Below are 25,238 nucleotides of genomic sequence, written 5' to 3' on the forward strand. Positions count from 1 at the left end.
CTGGTTGTTGGGGCCCGTTGGCGGGCCCGCTGATGGCCGCTTCGCTGAGTGGCCTGGCACGGCGCTTGCCCCCTGGGAGGTGAGAGCTGGCAAGACCATCCCGAACCATGGAGAGAGCCACCGCTTGTTGGTGGCACAGAGAACAGCATGGCGAACCGGTTTCGTTCATGCACCACTAGACAAGGATTCGTCGACTTATATGGCTAAAGAAGAACTGATTGAGATGCAAGGCTCCGTGACCGAAGTGCTGCCGGATTCGCGTTTTCGCGTGAAGCTGGACAACGGCCACGAGCTGATTGCCTACACGGGCGGCAAAATGCGCAAGCACCACATTCGCATTCTGGCCGGTGACAAGGTGTCGCTGGAGATGTCGCCTTACGATCTGAGCAAGGGCCGCATCACTTTCCGTCACCTGCCAGGCCGCGGCCCGGCACCTACCCAACGTTGACCGGATGCAGGGCCGCTGTAAAAAAATCGTCAAATACGAAATGCAGCAGCCCAAACCCTGGTTACAATAACGGCTTAGTCGGAGCGTAGCGCAGCCTGGTAGCGCATCTGCTTTGGGAGCAGAGGGTCGCGAGTTCGAATCCCGCCGCTCCGACCATTCCATTTAAAAACCTGTTGCATGCACGTGCAGCAGGTTTTTTGTTTTGCTGATCCACGATTCGATACGGCTTGTATTGTTAAAGCGCTGGCAACCCTGGTTGACCGTCCGGTCAAGGTGGGGCGCTGCCTGCCAACCGTCCGATCCGCTAAAAAGTTGTCAAAGTAATCAATTTTCGCCAGAAGGGGCTGCGGCTCGATATACAATAGCGGCTTAGTCGGAGCGTAGCGCAGCCTGGTAGCGCATCTGCTTTGGGAGCAGAGGGTCGTGAGTTCGAATCCCACCGCTCCGACCATCCCTATTGAGAACCTGTTGCACGCAAGTGCAGCAGGTTTTTCGTTTGGGCAGTTCCAAAAACGCCAGCTGCGCCCCACCATCAAAGTGGGTCCATGGCGCCATCGCCCAAGCCATTAATCAGATGGCGATCGCCGTCAACATGGCTTGGCGATGCCCTTGCGCGGGGCGGGGAATGTATCCGGCTGGATACATATATTTTCCGAGCCGATGCACGTTGATTTTGCTGCATTCTTCGCTGAAACAGGCTTTGCCTAGCAGAAATTGGGCCTGCTTTTTTGCTGCCAGGAACGCTACAGGTAGCGTACACTCAATCCCATAGACACCATATGTAGTGTCCACCGCTTCCCCCACTGGTTATCCGATGCTGGTCTTCCTCCAGCCACTGCGCGCCTGCGATGCCGGGCGCGTTTTGGCGCGGGATAGCTGCGTCCTGCGCCCGTGGTCCTGCGTTTTTTATCCCATTAGAAACATCGCAAATGAACCAGACAAGCACTATGAGAGTCACCAAGCGTGACGGTCGCGTTGAACCCATCGACCTGGACAAAATCCACCGAGTGATTGACTGGGCGGCCAAGGGCCTGAGCAATGTGTCGGTCTCGCAGATCGAACTGCAGTCGCATATCCAGTTTTATGACGGCATCCGCACCGATGCGATCCATGAAACCATCATCAAGTCCGCCGCCGACCTGATCTCCGAAGACGCGCCCGACTACCAGTACGTCGCAGCGCGCCTGGCCATCTTCCACCTGCGCAAGATTGCGTTCGGCCAGTTCGAGCCGCCGCATCTGTACGAGCATGTGCAAAAGCTCACCGAGCTCAAGAAGTACGACCCCCATCTGCTGGCCGATTACAGCCGCGAAGAGTACGACGAGATCAACGGTTTCATCGATCACTGGCGCGATATGGACTTCTCCTACGCGGCAGTCAAGCAGCTCGAAGGCAAGTACCTGGTGCAGAACCGGGTGACCAAGCGCATCTATGAAAGCCCGCAGATCCTGTACGTGCTGGTTGCGATGAGCCTGTTTGCCAAGTACCCGGCCGACCGCCGTCTGCAGTACATCAAGCGCTTCTATGATGCCGTCTCGCGCTTCAAGATTTCGCTGCCCACGCCCATCATGTCGGGCGTGCGCACGCCGCTGCGCCAGTTCAGCTCCTGCGTGCTGATCGAGTGCGACGACAGCCTCGACAGCATCAATGCCACCACCAGCGCCATCGTCAAGTACGTGTCGCAGCGCGCCGGTATCGGCATCAACGGTGGCCGCATTCGCGCGCTGGGCAGCGAGATCCGTGGCGGCGAGGCGCAGCACACCGGCTGCCTGCCTTTCTTCAAGATGTTCCAGTCGGCCGTCAAGTCCTGCTCGCAAGGCGGCGTGCGCGGCGGTGCAGCCACCTTGTTCTACCCGCTGTGGCACCTGGAAGCCGAGTCGCTGCTCGTGCTGAAGAACAACCGTGGCGTCGAAGAAAACCGCATCCGCCATCTGGACTACGGTATCCAGATCAACCGCATGCTCTACCAGCGCCTGATCAAGGGCCAGAACATCAGCCTGTTCTCGCCCCATGATGTGCCCGGTCTGTACGAGGCCTTCTTTGCCGACCAGAACAAGTTCGAAGAGCTGTACGTCAAGTACGAGAGCGACGAATCCATCCGCAAGCGCACCTTGCCCGCAGTGGAGCTGTTCTCGCTGATGATGCAAGAGCGTGCCAGCACCGGCCGTATCTACATCCAGAACGTGGACCACTGCAACACGCACAGCCCGTTCAACCCGGCCGTCGCTCCCGTGCGCCAGTCGAACCTGTGCATGGAAATCCTGCTGCCGACCCACCCGCTCGAAGACATCAAGGACGAGAACGGCGAAATCGCGCTGTGCACCCTGTCGGCATTCAACCTGGGCGCGCTGGAATCGACCGACGAGCTCGAAGAGCTGGCCGACCTGATCGTGCGCGCACTCGATGCACTGCTGGACTACCAGGACTACCCGGTGGCCGCTGCCCGCATTGCGACCGAAAAGCGCCGCTCGCTGGGAGTGGGCGTGATCAACTACGCCTACTACCTGGCCAAGAATGGTGTGCGCTACTCCGACGGTTCGGCCAATGGCCTGACCCACCGCACCTTCGAAGCCATCCAGTACTACCTGCTCAAGGCATCGGTGCAGCTGTCGCGTGAATTCGGTCCTTGCACCGCCTTTGCCGAAACCAACTACGCCGCCGGCATCCTGCCGATCGATACCTACAAGAAGGACATCGACGGCCTGACCGACGAGCCCCTGCACCTCGACTGGGAAACGCTGCGCACCGAGATCAAGACCCATGGTCTGCGCAACTCGACCCTGACCGCGCTGATGCCGTCGGAGACCTCCAGCCAGATCGCCAACGCGACCAATGGCATCGAGCCTCCACGGGGCTTTGTTTCGGTCAAGCAGTCCAAGGACGGCATCCTGCGCCAGGTGGTGCCGGAGATCGATCGCTTGAAGGGCCAGTACGAACTGCTCTGGCAAATGCCCAACAACGATGGCTACCTGAAGCTCGTGGGCCTGATGCAGAAGTTTGTCGACCAGTCCATCTCGGCCAACACCAACTACGACCCGCAGCGCTTTGCCGACGGCAAGGTGCCGATGCAGCAACTGCTCAAGGACCTGTTGCAGGCCTACAAGTTGGGTGTCAAGACCCTGTACTACCACAACACCCGTGATGGTGCCGAAGACATGCAGGGCGCGGCTGCAGAAGACGACTGCGCCAGCGGCGCCTGCAAGATCTAAGCGGAGAGAAGGCGATGGCATACAGCACCTTCTCCAAGGTCGACAATGACCAGCTCAAGGAACCGATGTTCTTTGGCAATCCGGTCAACGTCGCCCGCTACGACCAGCAGAAGTACCCGATCTTCGAGAAGCTGATCGAAAAGCAGCTCTCGTTTTTCTGGCGCCCTGAAGAAGTGGACATCACGCAGGACCGGATCGACTACCAGAACCTGCCTGACCACGAAAAGCACATCTTCATCAGCAACCTGAAGTACCAGACCCTGTTGGACTCGATCCAGGGGCGCAGCCCCAACATGGCCTTCTTGCCGCTGGTGTCGCTGCCGGAGCTGGAGACCTGGATCGAGACCTGGGCGTTTTCCGAGACCATCCACTCGCGCTCCTACACGCACATCCTGCGCAACATCGTCAACGATCCATCGGTGATCTTTGACGACATCATGCGCAACGAGAGCATCAAGCTGCGCGCGGGCGACATCTCGTCGTACTACGACGACCTGATCCGTGATGCGATGCTGCACGCCCAGCTGGGCCCGGGCAGCCACACGATCAATGGCGTGGTGCACGAGATCGATGTGTACCAGCTCAAGAAGAAGATGTACCTGTGCCTGATGAATGTGAACATTCTGGAGGCCATCCGCTTTTATGTGAGCTTTGCCTGCTCCTTTGCGTTTGCCGAGCGCAAGCTGATGGAGGGCAATGCCAAGATCATCCGCCTGATCGCCCGCGATGAAGCGCTGCACCTGACCGGCACCCAGCACTTGCTCAACATCATGCGTTCGGGCCAGGACGATCCGGACTTTGCCAAGATCGCCAAAGAGACCGAGCAGGAATGCTTTGAAATGTTCAAAACAGCTGCATTGCAGGAAAAGCAGTGGGCCGAGTACCTGTTCCGCGACGGCTCGATGATCGGCCTGAACAAGGACATTCTGAGCCAGTACGTGGAGTACATCACCAACATCCGCATGTCGGCGATCGGCCTCAAACCCGCGTTCGAGAACGCCAAGAGCAACCCGATCCCCTGGATCAACACCTGGCTGTCGTCCGACACCGTGCAGGTGGCCCCGCAAGAGGTGGAGCTGAGCTCCTACCTGGTGGGCCAGATCAACGCCGAAGTCTCGCTGGATGACCTGAGCGGAATCGAGTTGTGACTACGGTCAGCACCACGGACACCCTCATACGCGTGCTGCCAGGGGAGACCCTGCTTGAAGCGCTGGAGCGCACTGGCCACAATGTGGAATACCAGTGCCGTGGTGGCTATTGCGGCAGCTGCCGCCTCACCTTGGTCGAAGGCGAAGTCGTCTACACCCAGGAGCCGCTGGCCTTTGTCGGGCCCCATGAAGTGGTTCCCTGCTGCTGCGTGGTCAAGACCCCCATCAAGGTGGAGTGCAGCCTCCGGCAACTGGAAACCAGCGCCGACGACAAGAGCCAGCTGGCTTTGGATCTGTAGGTCTCTGCCGTTATGTGCGCAGGCCCCATGCTGAGCTTGGGGCCTTTTTTTTGCTGCCTGCAATGCACAGCGATGACAGCTTTTTGTCTCAGCAATGCCTGCCGCCAGCACATTCCCCTGCTGCTCTGGCGAACTTTACACAAGCAGGGGCCTGGGGGCTGGACGGCCGCTTGACTGCCCCTGCGCCCCCGGATGGGTACAGGCCGCCACCGCTTGGTGCAGCAGCGCGCAGGCCTGGTGCAGGGGCGGCCAAAAACCAGGCATGCATGCACTGTGGCTGTGCAGGGCCACCGGGTTAGCGCGTAATGGTTTTTACCCGCGAAGCCTGGCTTGTGCCCGCCCTCGAATTTCTTGTTTGCGCCGACTGCGCGATCGCTTGATCATCGCTGCCAGATCAGAGCTTCTGATCCACATAGCTTGCATGATTCGGAGATACCAGATGGCAACAAGCCAAGTCATACGCGCCGGGGCAGATATCGGCGGCACTTTCACAGACATCGCACTGGAGGTCGATGGCGTCCTGTTCAGTGAGAAGGTCCTGACCGACTATGAAAAACCTGAGCGCGCCATCGTCACCGGCCTCAAACAGGCGGCAGCCCAGGCCGGGATTGCGCCATCGCAAATCGGCACGGTGATCCACGGCACCACCTTGGCCACCAATTCGCTGATCGAGCGGCGCGGTGCCAGGACCGCCTTCATCACCAGCGAAGGTTTTCGCGATGTGATCGAGATGCGCAACGAAGGCCGTTTTGAGCAGTACGACCTGGCCATCCAGCTGCCCGCACCGCTGATTGCCCGCAACCACCGCTTTACCGTGCAGGGCCGGCTTGATGCCAAGGGCCAGGAGCTGCAACCACTCGATGAGGCACAGGTGCAGGATGTGATTGCGCAGCTGCGCCGGGGCGAGTACGAAAGCGTGGCCGTGGGCCTGATGCACAGCTACAAGAACCCGGTCCATGAAAAACGGGTGCGCGCGCTGATTGCCCAGGCTTTGCCCCAGCTGTCGGTGTCCATCTCCAGCGAGGTCTCGCCCCAGATCCGTGAGTTCGAGCGCTTCAACACCGTCTGCGCCAATGCCTATGTGAAGCCGCTGATGTCCTCCTACCTGCAGCGCCTGGCCCAGGCGCTGTTGGCAGAAGGCATGCACTGCCCGCTCTACCTGATCCACTCGGGCGGCGGCTTGATGTCACTGGCCAATGCGGCCGAATTCCCGGTGCGCCTGCTGGAGTCCGGTCCGGCCGGCGGCGCCATCTACGCCAGCGATTTTGCGGCCAAGTATGGCCAGGACAAGGTCGTCTCCTTCGACATGGGCGGCACCACCGCCAAGATCTGCCTCATCGACCAGCATGTGCCCAAGACGGCGCGGGTGTTTGAAGTCGCGCGCAGCTACCGCTTCAAAAAGGGCAGCGGCATGCCGATCTCGATCCCGGTCATCGAGATGATCGAGATAGGTGCGGGCGGCGGCTCCATCGCGCATGTTGACGATATGCGCCAGGTGCGTGTGGGGCCCGAGAGCGCCGGCTCCGAGCCCGGACCGGCCAGCTACGGCCGGGGCGGCGCACGCCCCACGGTAACCGATGCCGATCTGCTGCTGCACAAGCTCGACCCGGCCCGCTTTGCCGGCGGCAGCATGCGGCTGGACAGGCCCGCCGCCGAACAAGCCATGGACGCCCATGTGGGCCAGGCCCAGGGTCTGGATGCAGTACGCGCCGCTTACGCGGTGGCTGAGGTGGTGGACGAGAACATGGCCAATGCCGCGCGCATGCATGCGGTGGAGTCCGGCCAGGACCTGGAGGCCTACACGATGATCGCCTACGGCGGCGCGGCGCCACTGCATGCCGTGCGGCTTTGCGAGAAGCTCGGCATCCAGCGTCTGCTGATCCCGACCGGAGCTGGCGTGGGCTCGGCCATCGGCTTCTTGCGTGCGCCCTTTGCCTATGAGTCGCTGCGCAGCTCGGTGATGCGCATGAGCCAGTTCGATGGGGAAGCCGTCAACCAGATGCTGCGCGAGATGGAGGTGGAGGTGAGCGCGTTTTTGCAAGACACCGGCTATGGCGGCGAGACCGTCAAAGAGCTGCGCGCCTTCATGCGCTACTGCGGTCAGGGCTGGGAGATTCCGGTCTCGGTGCCCGTGCAGCACTTTGGGCCGGACAGCGTGCCCGCGCTCAATGCGGCCTTTGTGCAGAACTATGTGGCCTTGTTCGGCCACGCAATCGACGGCCTCGACATCGAGGTGGTGAGTTGGGCACTGTCCTTGCGTTCCAAGACCTTGCCCCCGGCCAAGGCTGCGTTGCAGCAGGGCGGGACGCCGCAAAAGGGGGCCGGCACGGTGCTGGACCGCCGCGAGGTGTTCGACGGCAAGCAAGGCCAGTTCTATGCCTGCGACATCTATGAGCGCCTGGGCCTGCCCCGGGGCCAGGCTGTGCCCGGCCCGGTGGTGATCGTGGAAAAGGAAACCTCGACCTATGTCAGCCCCGGCTTCAAGGTTGTGCTGCAGTCAGACGACTGCATGCTGGTGGAACGCATCGACAGCGGAGTGTGATCATGGCAAACAATACAGACGTTCATTACCAAATCATGTGGAACCGCCTCATCTCGGTGGTGGAAGAGCAGGCAGTCACGTTGATTCGCACCGCCTTTTGCACCAGCGTGCGGGAGGCGGGCGACTTGTCGGCCGGCGTGTTCGACAGGCAGGGCCGCATGATGGCCCAGGCCGTGACCGGCACCCCTGGGCATGTGAACTCGATGGCCGAGTCGGTCGCGCATTTTGCGAAGCGCTTTGAGCGCAGCACGCTCCAGGATGGCGATGTGCTGGTCACCAACGACCCGTGGCTGGGCACCGGCCACCTGCACGACATCACCGTCGTCACGCCGGTCTTTTATGGCCCTGACGGCCACAGCGAACACATCGGCTACTTTGCCGCCACCGCCCACGTGGTGGACATCGGCGGGCGCGGCTTTGGCCCGGACGGCAGCGATGTCTACGAAGAGGGCCTGTGCATTCCGCCGATGAAGTTCTTCCGCGCCGGTGCGCTCAACGAGGACCTGATCGAGATCCTGCGCAACAACGTGCGCGAGCGCGACCAGGTGATTGGTGACTTCCATTCGCTGGCCGTCTGCAATTCCACCGGCATGCGCCGCCTCAAGGGCATGCTGGCCGAGTTTGAACTGCGCGACCTGGAAGACCTGGCCCGCTTCATCTTCGACAACAGCCAGCGCGCCACCCGCGAGCGCATCGCCGCCTTGCCCGATGGCACCCAGCGCTACGCGATGACCGTCGATGGCTATGAAAAGCCCATCGAGCTGGTGGTGGCCGTGGAGATTGCGGCCGACAAGCTGCGCGCCGACTTCGCCGGCACCTCGGACCCCAGCCGCTACGGCATCAATGTGCCGCTGACCTACACCAAGGCCTATGCCTCCTATGCGCTCAAATGCGCGATTGCGCCGGAGATCCCCAACAACTGGGGCTCGCTGGAGCCCTTCGAGATCAGCGCCCCGGAGGACTGCATCCTCAACGCCCACCGCCCGCGCCCGGTGTCCGTGCGCCATGTGATCGGCCACCTGATCCCCGATGTGGTGCTGGGCGCGCTGCAGCCCATTTGCCAGGGCGAGATCCCGGCCGAAGGGGCCAGCTCGCTGTGGAACCTGCAGATGCGCTTCAAGGGCATCACGCCGGCCACCCGCAACCAGCAGCACGAGATCCTGATGTTCAATACCGGGGGCACCGGTGCGCGCCCGTCCAGCGATGGCCTGAGCGCCACCGCCTTCCCCAGCGGCGTGCAGGCCATGTCGGTCGAGGTGACCGAGAGCATCGGCCCCATCATTATCTGGCGCAAGGAGCTGCGCCCGAACTCGGGCGGTGCCGGCCGCTGGCGGGGTGGTCTGGGCCAGCGCATCGAGGTGGGCTCGGCCGAGGGCTTCGAGTTCGACCTGAACGCCATGTTTGACCGCGTCCATTTTGCGGCCCGGGGCCACAACGGCGGCCAAAGCGGCGCGCTGGGCCAGGTCGCGCTCGATGACGGCACCGCCTTGCGCGGCAAGGGCAAGCAGCAGATCCCGGCGGGGCGCCGCCTGATTCTGGACCTGCCCGGAGGCGGCGGCAACGGCGATGCGGCCCAGCGCCCGGCAGCGCTGGTGCAGCGCGATGTGGCCTATGGCTACATCAGCGCCGAGCAAGCCCAGGCCGATTACGCCCATGCGGCACCACGGACCCCGGCCTGATCGCCTGAGGCTGGCCAGCGGCGCTGCCGCTGGCCCTTCCAGCGCGCTGGCCCGCATTTCTTTTTCTCCCACTGCAGGACACCAAGGACTCCCGATGCGCACACAAAATCCCACGGCAGATGGCTTTGCCGCCCCCAGTGCCAGCCTTACCGACTGGCCGTCCCCCTCATCAACGGCCGCGCCGCGCACGGTGCAGTCCAAGGAGCTCAACCGCGTGGTGCTGGCCTCGGTGGTCGGCAGCTTTGTCGAATGGTTCGAGTTTTCCGTCTACGGCTACCTGGCTGCAGTGCTGGGCAAGGTATTCTTTGCCAGCAGCTCGCCCACGATGCAGGTCACCGCATCCTGGGCGGCCTTTGCGATTGCGTTTTTTGCCCGGCCCATCGGCGGCATCTTCTTTGGCTCACTGGGCGACAAGTACGGCCGAAAGCGCGTGCTGACCATCACCATCATCATGATGGCCATCTCCACCTTCCTGATCGGCGTGCTGCCCGGCTATGCCAGCATCGGCATCGCCGCACCCTTGCTGCTGATCGTGCTGCGCCTGATGCAGGGCCTGTCCGCCGGGGGCGAGGCCAGTGGCGCCGCCATCTTTGTGGCCGAATACTGCCGGGACCGCAACCGCACCTTGCTCACCAGCTGGGTGGAGGTTGGGTGCATGGCCGGCTTCTTCTTTGGTGCCTCGGTGTCCGCGATCCTGACCGTGTTTTTCAGTGCCGACCAGATTCTGGACTGGGCCTGGCGCATTCCCTTTCTGATTGCACTGCCGCTGGGCGCCATTGGCCTCTACATCCGCAAGTACCTCGAAGAGACCCCCACCTTTGTCGCAATGAAGCAGCAGCATGACGCACTGGCCCAGGCGAGCTGGAAGGTGCTGTTCGCCACCCACAAGAAGGAGCTGTTCCAGTCGGCCGGCATCATCATCGTGACCAATGTCACCTTGTTCACCGTCGTCACCTACATCCCGACCTACTTTGTCAGCGCGCTGCATGTGGATGTGGCCACCGGCCTCAAGCTGTCCCTGGGCCCACAGCTCTTTCTGGTGGTGATGATCCCCCTGATGGGCATGCTGGCCGACAAGCTCAGCCGCAAGACCATGATGACCGCCGCCAGCCTGGCCATCGCGGTGCTGGCCGTGCCTTGTTTCCACCTGCTGCTTGAAGGCAGCACCGCCGCCAAGGTCTCGTCCTTGATGGTGCTGAACTTCTGCCTGGCCATGCTCCTGGGCAGCATCTACTCGATCATCCCGTCAATGTTCCACACCAGCGTGCGCTTCAAGGGCATGGCGCTGAGCTACAACGTGGCCGTGGCCATGTTCGCCGGCACAGCGCCGATGATCAACTCTTGGCTGATCGCCCGCACCGGCAACCCTGTCGTGCCTGCCTACTACCTGATCGGCGCGGCCATCATCGGCCTCATCGCCCTGGTCAGCAGCCGGGATCGTACCGGTCTGCCGATGCATGGTGATCCGGTGCAGTAAGCCGATGCGCTGCTGCGCGCTGCGCCAGCCCGAACGCATCCCTTCCGGATGCGTTTTTTTATCAGCGTAACGGGCAGGGCGCAGCAGGCTGGAACGGTGTTGAGCCGGTCCGACGGGAGTCGGGCCGCCACCTATAATCATCGGCAGCCCGGGCAGTCGTCGTCCGTGCCCGGCGCCACTCCATGAAATACAAGCTACCGCCCCTGCAGCCGCTGCGCGTGTTCGAGTCCGTCTTCCGCCATGGCTCCATCCGCAAGGCGGCCGACGAACTGTGCCTGACCCCGCAGGCCGCCAGCCAGCAGCTCAAGCAGCTGGAGAGTGCCCTGGACGTGCAGCTGTTCGAGCGCGGCACCCGTGGCCTGCTCGCCAGTGAGGAGGCGCAGACGCTGTACCACTATGTGGAGCAGGGGCTGGATGCGCTGAGCCAGGGGATGGAGGCGGTGCGCGCCCACCACAACGACGCACAGTTCCATATCCAGGTCAGCCCCTACTTTGCGACCCAGTACCTGATCCGCTCGCTGCCGTCGTTCACCAAGGATTACCCGGCACTGGATCTGCGCATCTCCATTGGCGTGGAGCTGCCTTCGTTTGACAGCAGTGATCTGGATGCTGCGATCGTCTGGGGCTATGGCGGTGTGGACCACCTCGATGAAACCCCGCTGCTCGAAGACCTCAAGGTCATCGTTGCCGCACCCCAGCTGCTGGCCGAGCACCCGGTGGAGACCGCGCAGGACCTGCCGCACCACCGGCTCATCTCGCCGCTCAGCCACAACACCTTGTGGCAGGACATCTATGCCATGCTGGGCCTGGATCCGGGCGACAAGCATGCCAGCCCGATGCTGCTGCACACACACGATGCGATGCTGCAGGCCGTCCTCAGCGGGCAGGGGGTGGGGCTGCTGTCCTATGTGGATGCGCTCAGCTATATCCATAGCGGCAAGCTGCTCGCGCCCTTTGGCCCGGAGCTGCTGCGCCAACTGCCGATGGATAGAACGCCCAAATTCCACCTCTACACGCGCCGGGGCGGGGGGGAGCGGCCGATCCAGACCAGCTTTCGGCAATGGCTGCTGGGCCAGTTGAGCAGCACCGACTTCATCGGCTACGCGTCGCGCCTGCCGCAGAGCCGATCACGCCCCCCAGCCAGCGCTGTATCGCCGGGCTGACACAGCCTGCCGTCGAACGGCGCACCAATGGCCCGCGGCTGGTACACTGGCTGCGCTTTGAAAAAAGCCTATCTACAGGTGCTTGTCATGCACAAGTGAAACGGGAACAAGGTCGGGAGGAAGCTCCCCCAAGCCTTGGCTGCCCCCGCAACGGTAGACAGGAAAAGTAGCCGATGCGGCCCGCTCCCACGCGGGCCCAGTCACTGGGGTCGAGAGTGTGTCCATGCCTGCGAGGCCATGAGACACGCCCGCCCTGGGAAGACCGGTTACCGGGTCGGCGCCTGCGCCGTACCGCCTGTAAGCCCGGAGACCGGCCTGTTCGTAGTCGTAGCGTGTTCCGGACCTCTCTGTCCGGACGGCGCTCTCTCAACTGTCTGCGGGGTGTGGACGGCGGTTCGGCATGCGGCCCCGTCCCTGGGATGACCGCGTGCAGTGCGGCCCTCACATCAGGCAGTTTTCGCCTTTTGTTGAAATGACTGCAGTTCCTTTTCCGAAAAACCGGCTCCTGACAGCCGGACGGCTCTCTTCCTCCTTGCGCCTGGTGGGTCACTCCTGTGTTTTGTGTTTGCCTGCCCTGGGCATGGCGGTGGCCCATGCGCAAGAGGCATCGCTGTCCGAAGTGGTGGTGACCGACAAGCGCAGCGAGCCCCATGCGCTCCAGCTGCCTTCCACCTCGGCCAGCAAGCTGGCCATTCCGCTGCAGGACCTGCCGGCCAGCGTCAGCTCGGTATCGGCTGTGCAGATCCAGGAGCGCGCCGACTACGAGGTGGTGGACGCCGTGGGCCGCAGCGTGGGCCTGAGCACGACCGGCACCCCTGGCAACGGCGGACTGTCGTTTTCCAGCCGTGGCTTTAATGGCGTCAACTCGGTGGGGGTGGCCGAAGACGGTCTGGCCTTGGGCGTGGCCGCAGGCACCGTGGCCTATCCCAATTCCAGCTGGGGCTATGAGCGCTTTGATGTGCTGCGCGGGCCGGCATCGCTGATGTACGGCAGCGGCACGATGGGCGCCACCGTGAATGCGGTGCGCAAGGAGCCCAGCCGCACCACCTCGACCGAAGTGTTGCTGGGCGCTGGCTCCCATGGCACGGCGCGTGCGGGCCTGGGCACCACCGGCGCACTGAGCGACAGCCTGAGCTACCGCCTGGATGTCTACGGTGATCGCACGGACGGCGAGCGCCAGCTGGGCAACAGCGACAGCAAGAAGCTGATGAGCGCCATCCGCTGGCAGGCCAACAGTGACCTGCGCCTGGACCTGACGGCCGATGTCAGCGACCAGCGGCCCGAGCGCTACTTTGGTACCCCCGTCGTTGATGGCAAGCCGGTGGCGGCACTGCGCGACCGCAATTTCAACGTTCTCGACAGCGACATCCACTACAAGGACCAGCGCTACAAGCTCAAGGCCGAGTGGAACGTGAGCGACGCGCTGGTGCTGCGCAACGAGACCTACCACATGAAGGCCGACCGCCACTGGAAGAACATCGAAGGCTACGACTACGATGCCGGCACCCGCACGGTCCACCGCTACGATTACCTGGAGATCGGCCACGATCTGGAGCAAAGCGGCAACCGCCTGGGTGCCGTATTCAAGCCCGGCCAGCACGAGATTGCGATGGGCTGGGACGTGTCGCAGGCCAAGTTCACCGCCCTCAACAACTCCCCATATACCGGCGAGTCCGATGTGCCGCTGACCGGTGGCACCAGTGGCTACTGGAACAGCCCGGACCCCTACAAGGCGCGCATGACCTCGCGCATCCGCCAGAACGCCTTCTATCTCGAAGACGCCTGGAAGCTGGGCGCGCAGTGGCTGCTGATGGCCGGCGTGCGCCGCGACCTGTATGACTTTGACCGCATGGACCTGCTCAGCCCGGCCCGTTTTGACAAGACCTTGGGCGGCACCTCCTGGCGCCTGGGCCTGACCCACAAGCTGGACCAGAACACCAGCGTCTATGCCCAGGTCAGCACCGGCCATGACCCGGTTACCAGTCTGCTGTCGCTGAGCCAGTCGCAAACCGGCTTCACCCTGAGCAAGGGCCGCCAGGTGGAGGTGGGCATCAAGCAGCAACTGCCCAATGACCAGGGCGAGTGGACCCTGGCGGTCTTCGACATCCGCAAGAAGCACATCATCACGCGCGATCCGGACCGCCCAGCGCTGTCGATCCAGGGCGGCAAGCAGTCGTCCAAGGGCATCGAGCTGGCGGGCAGTTGGCGGGCGACTGCGTCCTGGCGCTTTGAGGGCAACCTGGCCTATGCCGATGCCCAGTTTGACGAGCTGCGCGAAGGCGCCACCGCCATTGACCGCGCCGGCAACCAGCCCGCCAATGTGCCGCGCTACACGGCCAATGCCTGGGCGCACTACCAGACGGGCGATTGGCGGGCATCGCTGGGTCTGCGCCATGTTGCCAGCCGCTACACCAGCAATGCCAATACCGCGCAGCTGCCCGCCTACACCGTGGCCGATGCGGTACTGGGCTGGAACCTGAACCGCAGCACCAGCTTGAACCTCGTTGGCCGCAACCTGACCAACAAGCGCTATGCAGCATCGTCCTACGGCTCGCAATGGCTGATGGGCAATGGCCGCAGCTTTGAGCTGATGGCCCATCTGCGTTTCTGAGCAAGGCCCAGGCATGACAGCAAGCACCTCCCGCCACATTCTGCGCGCGCTGGCGGCAGCGGCCGCCCTGGTGCTGGCCGGCTGTGACCAGCCAGCCGGCCCGCAGCCGCCCAGCCGTCCCACCCAGGCAGCAGCGGTCCCCATCGCCAGTGCGGCGGCTGCCGCGCCCGCAGGCTTGCGGGCTGCCCCGCTGGTGATCGATGTCTGCGGCCAGCCCCAGCGCTATGACCGGGTACCGCAGCGCGCCATCACGCACGATGTGAACATCACCGAGATGTTCCTGTTTCTGGGCCTGGGGCCCCAGCTGGTCGGTTACACGGGAATACCGTCGCGCAAGGAGATCAGCCCCGAGCTGGTGGACCAGTTCGCCCGGGTGCCCAAGCTCTCGTCGCAGGACATGAACCTGGAGACCATGCTGGAGGCACGCGCCGACTTTGTATTTGGCGGCTGGAGCTATGGGTTCCGCCCCGGCGGGGTCACGCCCGAGCTGCTGGCAAAGCACGGCATCGCATCCTATGTGCTGTCCGAGTCCTGCGTCCGCATCCACAAGCGTGAGCGTGTGGCGCTGGCCGACACCTTGGCGGACCTGCGCAATGTGGCGCGCATCTTTGACATCGAGCCCCAGGCGCAGCCGCAAATTGCCAAGCTGCAGGCCTCGATCAACCAGCTGGCCACGCAGATGCGAGGCAACACGCAGCAACCGCGTGTCTTTGTGTTTGACAGCGGCGAGAAGATACCGACGACGGTCGGCGGCTTCGGCATGCCCCAGGCCATGCTGGATGCCGCAGGTGGCAGCAACATCTTTGCGGACATCCCCAGCAACTGGCCTCGAGGCAATTGGGAGGATGTGATCACCCGCGACCCGGAGTGGATCATCATCATCGACTACGGCCAGCCCAGCGCCCAGGGCAAGATCGATTTTCTGCGTTCCAAGCCGGAGCTGGCGGGGGTGTCGGCCATTCGCGAGCAGCGCTTTTTCGTCATCAGCTATGCCGAGGCCACGCCAGGGCCGCGCAACGTGAACGTGGCGCAGCGCCTGGCTGCTGCCTTGCACCCGGATCGCCGCATCACGGTGGACCCCGTGCCATGGCTGCCTGTGGCGGAGTCCAAGCAGTGAGCCATGCGCCGGGCTGTGACGGCCAGCATGAACGCCAGCGGCGCAAGCCCTGGTCCTTGGCGCTGTGCCTGTTGCTGCTGCTGGTCTTGCTGCTGGCCAGCGGCCTGGCCGCCATCACCTGGGGCTCGGCATCGCTGCATGCCTCCACCGTGTGGTCGGTCGTCAGCCAGCAGCTGCAGGGAGGCGGCGGGCAGCCCGATGCAGGGCAGGGCAGCATCAGCCAGCAGCACTACCAGATTGTCTGGATGGTGCGCATGCCCCGGGTGCTGCTGGCGGCGCTGGTGGGCGCCGGCCTGGCCGTGGTCGGCGTGGTGATGCAGGCGATGGTGCGCAACCCACTGGCCGATCCCTACATGCTCGGCGTGTCCTCCGGCGCGTCAGTGGGGGCGGTGTCGGTGCTGGCCTATGGCAGTTTGGCGATGGCAGGTATCTATGCCATCACCGCAGGCGCCTTTGTTGGCGCGTTGCTGGCCACTGCGCTGGTCTATGCGCTGGCCCAGCAGCAAGGGCGCCTGCATGCCACCCGGCTGATCCTGAGCGGTGTGGCCATTGGCTACATGCTGATGGGTGTGACCAGCCTGATCACCTTGACCGCCGGCCAGCGCGAGCTGGCCAATGCCTTGCTGACCTGGACCTTGGGCAGCCTGGCAGCGACCCAGTGGAGCGCCCTGGGGCTGCCTGCCGCAGTGCTGGGCCTGGGCCTGCTGTGGCTGCTGCTGTGTGCGAGACAGCTCAATGCCTTGTTGGTTGGCGACGAGGGCGCTGCCACGCTGGGAGTCAACACCGCCCGCCTGCGCCTGCAATTGTTCGTGGTGGTGTCCTTGCTGACGGGCACCATGGTGGCAGTCAGCGGTGCCATCGGTTTTGTCGGCCTGGTCATTCCCCACATCACCCGCATGCTGGTGGGCAGTGACCACCGCCGCGTGCTGCCGGTCAGTGCCTTGATGGGCGCGAGCTTTTTGGTGCTGGTCGATCTGGCCGCCCGCACCTGGTTTGCGCCCAGTGAGCTGCCGGTGGGCGTCATCACGTCTCTCATTGGCGGGCCCTTCTTTATCTGGATGCTGTGGCGCCGCACCAGTGCCATTCCGGGAGGCAGCGCATGATGCTGAGCGCCAAGCAACTGTCATGGAGCGCCGGCCATGGCAGCCAGGCCACACCGATCGTGCGCCAGGCCAGCCTGCAGGTGGCGCGCGGCGAATGTGTCGGTCTGGTGGGGCCCAATGGCTGCGGCAAATCGACCTTGATGCGCATGCTCTACCGTGTGCTGCAGCCCGAGGCCGGTGGCCAGATACAGCTGCAGGGCCGCGACATCTGGCAGATGAGCGCGCGGCAGTTTGCGCAGCAGGCGGCGGTGCTGGGCCAGGATACGGGCCTGGGCTTTGACTGCACGGTGCAGGAGTTGGTAATGATGGGCCGCTTTCCGCACCAGTCGCGCTGGGCGCGCGACAGTGCCGAGGACAAGGCCATCGTCAACGCCTGTCTGGCGCAGGTGCGGGCCAGCCGCCTGGCCGACCATCCGCTGTCGTCGCTCTCCGGCGGTGAGCGCCAAAGGGTGCTGCTCGCCCGTGCGCTGGCCCAGCAGCCGCAGCTGCTGTTTCTGGACGAGCCTACCAACCACCTGGACATCCAGTTCCAGCTGGAGCTGCTCAGCCTGGTGCGCGCCTCTGGCTGCACCGTGCTGATCGTGGTGCACGACCTGAACCTGGCTGCGCAGTTCTGTGACCGTATCTACGTGATGCAAGCCGGCGTGATCGAGGCCGAGGGCAGGCCCGAGCAGGTGCTGACCTCGCAAACCATTGCGCGCGTGTTCCAGGTCGAGGCGCTGGTGGACCGCCATCCGCGCCTGGACAAGGCGCGTGTGAGCTACTGGATGGACAAGCCCCATGGCTAGAAAACCTGATGCCTTGTTGCTGCTGGGCCGGGGTGGACTGGGGTCTGCCGCCAAAAACGAATTGCAGGCCTTGCTGCAGGCCTGCCAGCAGGCAGACCCCGACCTCGCTATGCAACTGGCCTTTGTGGACCGCAACCAGCCGGCCTTGCCCGAGGCGCTGGACAGCCTGAGCGCTGCACTTGCGCCTACCGGTGGGGCGCAGCAGACGATTGTCATCCAGCCCACGATGGTGCCCGACGAGCCCGCACTGCGTCGCTGGCTGCAAAAGGTGGCCAGGCGCTGGCTGGCCAGCCAGCCCGGCCATGCCCGGCCCCGGCTGGTATTTGCGCAGCCGCTGCTGCAGTGGCAGGGGCTCGTGCCCGCGTTGCTGAACCACCTGGCGCTGGCAACGTCGCGGCCCGATGTGGTGACCGAGGAAGGCGAAGAGGGCTGGCAAACCGATCCGGTGGCCTGGAGCACGGTGCCCGCCCACCAGCGCCATGTGCTGTGGTGCATGGGGCCGCGCTGCGTGGCCAAGGGTGCCGCTGCGCTATGGCCCCGGCTCAGCCAGGCCGTGCAGGCCAGTGCGCCCCTCAAACAGCAGTTGCAGCTGCTGCAAACCAGCTGCCAGTACCCCTGCAACCAGGGGCCGCTGATGATCGTCTATCCCGAGGGCGTCTGGTACGGTCATCTGGATGAAGACAGCCTGGTGCCGGTGCTCAAGAGCCACATCGAAGGCAGCGAGGCCTGTGCAGCCCACCGGGTGCATACGCTCCAGGCTCCTCCGCCCTGCAGCGATGCGGACGAATGAGCGCAGTGCGCTATTTGCACTGCAGCAGTGGATCGGCCGCGAAAATCTCCACCACCCAATCGACAAAGGCCCGCACCTTGGCACTCAGATGGGAGTTGGGCGGGTACACCACATAAACCGGCAGCAAAGGCTGGGTCCATTCCGGCAGGATCTGCACCAGCTGACCGCTTTGGAGATACTCGCGCGCCTGGTAGCTGGTGATCTGGCCCACACCCTGGCCGCTGAGCAGGCAGGTCGTGTAGGCATTGGCTTCGTTGACGGCTAACGTCGAGGGGTTGGCAATCTCGATGCTCTCGCTGTTGTGCTGAAACTCCAGCGGATAGCGGCGCTGGGTGACCGGCGAGAAGTAAATCACACTGTTGTGGCCGTTTTCCAGGTCGCGCGGATGCTGCGGCGTGCCCTGGCGCTGCAAATAGGCGGGCGAGGCCACCGTCAAAAATTCCACGTTCCCGACACGGCGCGCGACCAGTGACTGGTCGCGCAGCTCGCCGCCGCGCACCACGCAATCGACATTGTCAGCAATCAGGTCCACGGTGCGGTCGGTCACGCCCAGGTCGATCTGGATGTCCGGGTAGCGCGCCTGAAAGGTCGCCAGCTGTGGAATCACCAGAAGCCGGGCGATCGAGGTGCCTACATCCACACGCAGACGCCCGCGCGGGGTCGCACGCACCTGGCTCATGCTGGCTTCGAGTTCATCGAAGTCGCTCAGCAGCCGCACGGCGCGGTCGTAGTAGGCGGCGCCATCGGTGGTCACCGTCACGCGGCGGGTCGTGCGGTTGAGCAGTTTGACCCGCAGCCGGTCTTCCAGCGCCTGCACATGCTTGGTCACACTGGCCTTGGGCAGCTGCAGCGAGGTGGCCGCGAGCGTGAAGGTGCCCGACTCCACGACCCGCGCAAACACCCGCATTGCCTGTATCTGATCCATCTGCCTCTCCTTGCACTGGCGCGCACGCGCGCGCTAAAAGTAGGTGGATTCTCACACGCGAAAGATGGCGCTATTGTTCCTGATTTGGAAATAGTGCGGCCATAATTTGCCGATTGATCAGTTGCAGCATCGCAACTACATTTACCCATGCCTACTCATCAACAGGCTCACTTATGTCTGACACCACCGTAAAAAACAGCGTATTGGCTCCCGACTTCATCGACACCGTCGCTCCGACGGCGTCGGGCGAGTCGGTGGCCGTGCGCCTGTACGGTAGCAAAGGCAAGTCCGGCGAGCCTTCGCCCTTGGTGCTGCATTTTCATGGCGGCGCTTTTGTCGAAGGTGATCTGGACAGTGGCTGCACCGTTGCGGGTCTGCTGGCAACAGCAGGGGCCCGTGTGGTGTCGGTGGCATACCCGCTCTCGCCTGAGCATCCATTTCCGCGTCCATTGGAGATCGGTTATGAAATGCTTCAGTGGAGCTACAAACATCGCACACGCCTTGCCGGCAAAGGTGCGCCGATGTATGTGGCTGGCGAGGAGGCGGGTGCCAACCTTGCCGCCGGCGTGTGTCTGATGGCGCGTGATCAACGCCATCCACCGCTGGCGGGGCAGATCCTGCTCTCACCCATGCTCAATCCCTGTGCCGGCACGGCGTCGCTTCGCGCTGCCAATGGCGATGCAACGGAATGCAAATGGGCCGAGGGCTGGAGCAAGTTCCTGGGCTGCGCCTATGGCGGCATCCATCCCTACGCCGTGCCAGCGATGGCGCAGCGCCTGGCTGGACTACCCGCTACGCTCATCATGGTGGGCGATAAGGATCCGATGCACGACGAGGCACTGGCCTATGCCAGCCGCCTGCAGGCAGCGGGTCATCTGGTGCAGCAGCATGTATTCAAGGTCGCGCAACAGTGGCCCGATGCATTGCTTGAGCCCCGTGCTCCCGAGCCCTGTCCCTGTGCCGGGGCCGTGCTGGAACAACTGGCACTTTTCTTCGAGACATCCCGATGTCGGGCGCAAGCCTGATCCCCTGAACGAAGCGCAAGGCTTGAGCGGCGCCTCCCTCCGGTAAAGCCCGGGGAGCGGCGGCGGGCAGCTGCGCCTTCACCACCCTTAGAAACGCTTTCTCGCAACGCATTGCCGTGTGGAGATTTTGCGAAACCCTCGCCCAGTGGGATGGACGTGGATCGGGATGAGCCGCAAGGCGTCTTTTGCAGTCAATAGCCGTAGCTATTGACAAGGAAGACAACGCAGCGGATCGCCCGAGACCACGTTCAGACCAAGGCAGGGAGTTTTGCAGAGGCTCCACTGTGGCAAGGATTTTCTGTCGGCTTTTGTAGCCGCAGGGGCATGCCGTTGCCGCAAGAAACCTCAAAAACTATTCACGCACACATCAGGACTTGGCCATGAGCAACAACAAAACTTCGACTTCCCCTCAACGCCGCTGGTGGACGGCCATCGGTCTGGCAGCTGCCGTGGTGGCTGCAGGCGGCACGGCAATGGGCCTGCAAAGCTCGCACGCGAGTGCGCCGGCAGAGGCCACGGCACCGCCCGCGATGCCTGTCTCCGTCGCCCAGGTGCTGCAGCAGGACGTGCAGCTGTGGGATGAATTCTCCGGCCGGCTCGAAGCCTTGCAGCGCGTCGACGTGCGCCCGCGTGTCGCCGGCGCGCTGCAGGCGGTGCACTTCAAGGAGGGTGCGCTGGTCAAGGCCGGTGATCTGCTTTTCACGGTCGACCCCGCACCTTATGCCGCTGAAGTGGACCGCGCCGAAGCCCAGGTTGTGGCCGCCAAGGCACGCATGGGCTATTCGCAAAGCGAAGCCGAGCGCGCCGCCCGTCTGTGGGAAGAGCGCGCCATTGCGCAAAAGGAACTGGACGAGCGCACCAACGCCCGCCGCGAAGCAGACGCCAACCTGCGCGCAGCGCAGGCGGCGCTGCAGACGGCCAAGCTCAACCTGGGCTACACCCAGGTGCGCGCGCCCGTGGCCGGCAAGATGGGCCGCATCGATGTGACCGTGGGCAACCTGGTCAGCGCCGGTGCCGGCGCGCCAGTGCTGACGACCTTGGTCTCCGTCAACCCCATGTATGCCAGTTTTGATGCCGACGAGCAGATCGTGACCAATGCGCTGCAAGGCCTGCGCCAGGGCAAGAGCGCCCGTGCGTTGATCGAGAGCATTCCCGTGCAGATGGGGGTGGGCACCAGCGGCGCCACGCCTTACAAGGGCCACCTGCAGCTGATTGACAACCAGGTGGATGCGCGCAGCGGCACCGTGCGGGTGCGTGCGGTGTTTGACAACGCCGATGGCGCGCTGATGGCCGGCCAGTTTGCCCGCGTGCGCATGGGCCAGCCCCATAGCCAGCAGGCGCTGCTGATCAACGAACGTGCCGTGGGAACGGACCAGAGCAAGAAGTTTGTGCTGGTGGTGGGCGAGGGCAACAAGGCCGAGTACCGCGAAGTGCAGTTGGGCGCGCCGTTTGAAGGGCTGCGCCTGGTGACCTCGGGCCTGAAGGCCGGCGAGCGCATTGTGGTCAATGGCCTGCAGCGGGTGCGCCCCGGTGCCGTGGTGGCACCGCAGGAGGTGCCGATGTCCAGCAAATCCGAGCTCAAGGGCGATGCGCAGCAGGCTGCCAACGATGGCTCCAAGCCCGCCGCCTAAACCGATAACAAAAAAGCCAAGCGTATGAATTTATCCCGATTTTTCATCGACCGCCCGATATTTGCGGGTGTGCTGTCGCTGCTGATCTTTCTGGCCGGGCTGATCGCCATGCGGGCCCTGCCCATCTCGGAGTACCCCGAGGTGGTGCCGCCCTCAGTGGTGGTGCGTGCCCAGTACCCCGGCGCCAACCCCAAGGTGATCGCCGAAACTGTGGCCACGCCCCTCGAAGAGTCCATCAACGGTGTCGAAGGCATGCTCTATATGGGCAGCCAGGCCACCACCGATGGCGTGATGACCCTGACCGTGACCTTCAAGCTGGGCACCGACCCGGACAAGGCGCAGCAGCTGGTGCAGAACCGCGTCTCGCAAGCCGAGCCGCGCCTGCCCGAAGAAGTGCGGCGCCTGGGCGTGACCACGGTCAAGAGTTCGCCGGACATCACCATGGTCGTTCACATGGTCTCGCCCAATGGGCGCTATGACATCGACTACCTGCGCAACTATGCCGTGCTCAACGTCAAGGACCGCCTCGCGCGCATCCAGGGCGTAGGCCAGGTGCAGATCTTTGGCGGTGGCGATTACTCGATGCGCGCCTGGCTGGACCCGCAAAAGGTCGCCCAGCGCGGCCTGTCGGCCAGCGACGTGGTGGCCGCCATACGTGGCCAGAACGTGCAAGCCGCTGCCGGCGTGGTCGGTGCATCGCCGGGTCTGCCTGGCGTGGATACCCAGTTGTCGATCAATGCCCAAGGCCGCTTGTCCAGCACCGAGGAGTTTGGCGACATCATCGTCAAGACCGGCTCGGATGGTGCGGTGACGCGCCTGCGTGACATTGCCCGCCTGGAGCTGGGCGCGGCTGATTATTCGCTGCGCTCGCTGCTGAACAACGAAGCTGCGGTGGGTATGGGCGTGTTCCAGGCCCCGGGCTCCAATGCGCTGGAGATCTCGGAAAACGTGCGCAACACAATGGCCGAGCTGCAAAAGAACATGCCAGAAGGCGTGGAATTCCGCATTGCCTATGACCCGACCCAGTTTGTGCGGGCGTCGATCGACTCGGTGATCCACACCTTGCTTGAAGCCATCGCGCTGGTCGTGATCGTCGTGATTCTGTTCCTGCAGACCTGGCGCGCGTCGATCATTCCGCTGCTGGCAGTGCCGGTGTCGGTGGTGGGTACCTTTGCGGTGCTGCATCTGCTGGGCTTCTCCATCAATGCGCTCAGCCTGTTCGGGCTGGTGCTGGCCATCGGTATCGTCGTCGATGATGCCATCGTCGTGGTCGAGAACGTGGAGCGGAACATCGAAGCCGGACTGAGCCCGCGCGAGGCCACCTACCAGGCCATGCGTGAAGTCTCGGGCCCCATCATTGCGATTGCACTGGTGCTGGTCGCGGTGTTTGTGCCGCTAGCGTTCATCAGTGGTCTGACCGGCCAGTTCTACAAGCAGTTCGCGGTGACGATTGCGATCTCCACGGTGATCTCGGCCATCAACTCGCTGACCCTGTCGCCCGCACTGGCCGCATTGCTGCTCAAGGGCCATGACGAACCCAAGGATGCGCTGACCCGTGGCATGGACCGCGTGCTGGGCGGTTTCTTCCGCCGCTTCAATGCCGTGTTCCACCGTGGCTCGGAAGCCTACAGTGGCGGCGTGCGCCGCGTGATTGGCCACAAGGCCGGCATGTTCGTCGTGTACCTGGCGCTGGTCGGCGCCACCTGGGGCCTGTTCCATATGGTGCCCGGCGGTTTTGTGCCGGCACAGGACAAGCAGTACCTGGTGGGCTTTGCCCAGCTGCCCGATGGTGCGACCCTGGACCGCACCGAGGACGTGATCAAACGCATGGGCGATATCGTCAAGGAGAACCCCAATGTGCAGGACGCCATCGCCTTCCCCGGCCTGTCGATCAATGGCTTCACCAACAGCTCGAACTCCGGCATCGTGTTCGTCTCGCTCAAGCCCTTTGCCGAGCGCACGCGCGCCGACCAGAGCGGTGGCGCGGTGGCGGGCCAACTGAACCAGGCCTTTGGCCAGATCCAGGACGCCTTTATCGCCATGTTCCCGCCACCACCGGTGTCGGGCCTGGGCACCACCGGCGGCTTCAAGCTGCAGATCGAAGACCGGGGCTCGCTCGGCTACGAAGCGATGGATGGCGCGGTCAAGGCCTTTATGGCCAAGGCTTACCAGACGCCGGAGCTGGCTGGCATCTTCTCGAGCTGGCAGGTCAATGTGCCGCAGCTCTACGCCGATATCGACCGCACCAAGGCGCGCCAGCTGGGTGTGCCGGTGACCGATATTTTCGAGACCCTGCAGATCTACCTGGGCAGCCTGTATGCCAATGACTTCAACAAGTTTGGCCGCACCTACAGCGTGCGGGTGCAAGCGGATGCGGGCTTCCGCGCCCGCGCCGAAGATGTGGGCGCCTTGAAGGTGCGATCGACCACCGGCGAGATGGTGCCACTGTCCGCGCTGATGAAGCTCGAACCCAGCTTTGGCCCAGAGCGTGCGATGCGCTACAACGGCTTCCTGTCGGCCGATGTCAATGGCGGCCCAGCCCCTGGTTTCTCGTCGGGCCAGGCGCGCGAAGCGGTGGAGCGCATTGCCCGCGAGACCTTGCCGCAGGGCATTGGCTTTGAATGGACGGAACTGACCTACCAGGAAATCCTGGCGGGCAACTCGGCGGCGCTGGTCTTCCCGCTGGCGATTTTGCTGGTGTTCCTGGTGCTGGCTGCGCAGTATGAAAGCCTGACCCTGCCGTTGGCCATTGTGCTGATTGTGCCGATGGGCCTGCTGGCTGCGATGACCGGGGTCTGGCTCTCGCATGGCGACAACAATGTCTTTACCCAGATTGGCTTGGTGGTGCTGGTGGGGCTATCGGCGAAGAACGCCATCCTGATTGTGGAGTTTGCCCGTGAACTCGAATTTGCCGGACGCTCGCCGATCCAGGCCGCGATCGAGGCCAGCCGCCTGCGCCTGCGCCCGATCCTGATGACCTCGATGGCCTTCATCATGGGTGTGCTGCCGCTGGTGCTGTCCAAGGGTGCCGGCGCCGAAATGCGCAGCGCCATGGGGATTGCCGTGTTCGCCGGGATGATTGGTGTCACCGCATTCGGTCTGTTCCTGACTCCCGTGTTCTATGTGCTGCTGCGCAAGCTGGCAGGCAACCGCCCGCTCAAGCAGCACGGTGCCCATGTGGCCCCGATCACGGCGCCGGTGCCCGCACCTGTGCATGGCGCAGGCTCTGCCCAACCCCTCCTGGCCGCAGCACGCGGGCATGACGAATAAGAGAAGAACAACA

Annotated in this window: 17 protein-coding genes, 2 tRNA genes and 1 riboswitch; of the genes, 18 read left to right on the forward strand and 1 reads right to left on the reverse strand. The window is 63.7% G+C overall.

The window, feature by feature from the left end; translation table 11 throughout:
* Positions 1–199 precede the first annotated feature (199 nt).
* The 15 genes from infA to MJ205_RS08210 all read left to right on the forward strand — a co-directional run bounded on the left by infA (position 200) and on the right by MJ205_RS08210 (position 18,374).
* Positions 200–448, forward strand: a complete 249-nt coding sequence (gene infA, locus MJ205_RS08140; protein WP_133856176.1) for a translation initiation factor IF-1 — start codon at positions 200–202, stop codon at positions 446–448.
* Between the two features lie 79 nt (positions 449–527).
* A tRNA-Pro gene (locus MJ205_RS08145) sits at positions 528–604 on the forward strand.
* A 218-nt stretch (positions 605–822) separates the two neighbouring features.
* Positions 823–899: transfer RNA gene (locus MJ205_RS08150), tRNA-Pro, on the forward strand.
* A 496-nt stretch (positions 900–1,395) separates the two neighbouring features.
* On the forward strand, positions 1,396–3,657 hold the full coding sequence (nrdA, locus tag MJ205_RS08155; protein WP_373448923.1) for a class 1a ribonucleoside-diphosphate reductase subunit alpha: 2,262 nt from the start codon (positions 1,396–1,398) through the stop codon (positions 3,655–3,657).
* Between the two features lie 14 nt (positions 3,658–3,671).
* Complete coding sequence (gene nrdB / locus MJ205_RS08160; protein WP_239811988.1) at positions 3,672–4,805, forward strand: class Ia ribonucleoside-diphosphate reductase subunit beta; 1,134 nt, start codon at positions 3,672–3,674, stop codon at positions 4,803–4,805.
* On the forward strand, positions 4,802–5,104 hold the full coding sequence (gene yfaE / locus MJ205_RS08165) for a class I ribonucleotide reductase maintenance protein YfaE (protein WP_305852726.1): 303 nt from the start codon (positions 4,802–4,804) through the stop codon (positions 5,102–5,104). Before nrdB ends, yfaE begins: the two co-directional genes overlap by 4 nt.
* A gap of 439 nt (positions 5,105–5,543) precedes the next feature.
* Positions 5,544–7,646: a hydantoinase/oxoprolinase family protein gene (locus MJ205_RS08170; protein WP_239811989.1), complete on the forward strand. Its 2,103-nt coding sequence runs from the start codon at positions 5,544–5,546 to the stop codon at positions 7,644–7,646.
* Positions 7,647–7,648: 2 nt separating this feature from the next.
* Complete coding sequence (locus MJ205_RS08175) at positions 7,649–9,325, forward strand: hydantoinase B/oxoprolinase family protein (protein ID WP_239811990.1); 1,677 nt, start codon at positions 7,649–7,651, stop codon at positions 9,323–9,325.
* A gap of 94 nt (positions 9,326–9,419) precedes the next feature.
* The gene (locus MJ205_RS08180) at positions 9,420–10,802 is read left to right on the forward strand and encodes an MFS transporter (protein ID WP_239811991.1); all 1,383 of its coding nucleotides are present in this window, start codon (positions 9,420–9,422) and stop codon (positions 10,800–10,802) included.
* 182 nt (positions 10,803–10,984) lie between these two features.
* Positions 10,985–11,965 carry a LysR substrate-binding domain-containing protein gene (locus MJ205_RS08185; RefSeq protein ID WP_239811992.1) on the forward strand — a complete coding sequence of 327 codons (981 nt, stop codon included), beginning with the start codon at positions 10,985–10,987 and terminating at the stop codon, positions 11,963–11,965.
* A 59-nt stretch (positions 11,966–12,024) separates the two neighbouring features.
* Positions 12,025–12,298, forward strand: a riboswitch (cobalamin riboswitch).
* 226 nt (positions 12,299–12,524) lie between these two features.
* Positions 12,525–14,576, forward strand: a complete 2,052-nt coding sequence (locus tag MJ205_RS08190; protein WP_239811993.1) for a TonB-dependent receptor — start codon at positions 12,525–12,527, stop codon at positions 14,574–14,576.
* 13 nt (positions 14,577–14,589) lie between these two features.
* The gene (locus tag MJ205_RS08195) at positions 14,590–15,693 is read left to right on the forward strand and encodes an ABC transporter substrate-binding protein (protein WP_239811994.1); all 1,104 of its coding nucleotides are present in this window, start codon (positions 14,590–14,592) and stop codon (positions 15,691–15,693) included.
* A complete protein-coding gene (locus MJ205_RS08200; protein ID WP_239811995.1) occupies positions 15,690–16,796 on the forward strand; it encodes a FecCD family ABC transporter permease in 1,107 nt (368 codons plus the stop codon). The genes MJ205_RS08195 and MJ205_RS08200 overlap by 4 nt, the downstream gene beginning before the upstream one ends.
* Positions 16,793–17,584, forward strand: coding sequence for an ABC transporter ATP-binding protein (locus MJ205_RS08205; RefSeq protein ID WP_239811996.1), 792 nt, complete (start codon positions 16,793–16,795; stop codon positions 17,582–17,584). The genes MJ205_RS08200 and MJ205_RS08205 overlap by 4 nt, the downstream gene beginning before the upstream one ends.
* Complete coding sequence (locus MJ205_RS08210) at positions 17,577–18,374, forward strand: (2Fe-2S) ferredoxin domain-containing protein (protein ID WP_239811997.1); 798 nt, start codon at positions 17,577–17,579, stop codon at positions 18,372–18,374. The genes MJ205_RS08205 and MJ205_RS08210 overlap by 8 nt, the downstream gene beginning before the upstream one ends.
* Before the next feature lie 10 nt (positions 18,375–18,384).
* On the opposite strand, the gene MJ205_RS08215 is transcribed toward MJ205_RS08210, so the two are convergent.
* On the reverse strand, positions 18,385–19,299 hold the full coding sequence (locus MJ205_RS08215; RefSeq protein ID WP_239811998.1) for a LysR family transcriptional regulator: 915 nt from the start codon (positions 19,297–19,299) through the stop codon (positions 18,385–18,387).
* Between the two features lie 173 nt (positions 19,300–19,472).
* On the opposite strand from MJ205_RS08215, the gene MJ205_RS08220 reads away from it, so the two are divergent.
* The 3 genes from MJ205_RS08220 (at position 19,473) to MJ205_RS08230 (ending at position 25,225) form a co-directional block, all read left to right on the forward strand.
* Positions 19,473–20,324, forward strand: a complete 852-nt coding sequence (locus MJ205_RS08220; RefSeq protein ID WP_239811999.1) for an alpha/beta hydrolase — start codon at positions 19,473–19,475, stop codon at positions 20,322–20,324.
* Positions 20,325–20,704: 380 nt separating this feature from the next.
* On the forward strand, positions 20,705–21,955 hold the full coding sequence (locus MJ205_RS08225; protein ID WP_239812000.1) for an efflux RND transporter periplasmic adaptor subunit: 1,251 nt from the start codon (positions 20,705–20,707) through the stop codon (positions 21,953–21,955).
* A 24-nt stretch (positions 21,956–21,979) separates the two neighbouring features.
* Positions 21,980–25,225, forward strand: coding sequence for an efflux RND transporter permease subunit (locus MJ205_RS08230; protein ID WP_239812001.1), 3,246 nt, complete (start codon positions 21,980–21,982; stop codon positions 25,223–25,225).
* The last annotated feature ends 13 nt before the right edge of the window (positions 25,226–25,238 follow it).

The sequence above is a fragment of the Comamonas sp. B21-038 genome, assembly GCF_022387135.1.
GTDB classification, from domain to species: Bacteria; Pseudomonadota; Gammaproteobacteria; order Burkholderiales; family Burkholderiaceae_C; genus Comamonas; species Comamonas sediminis.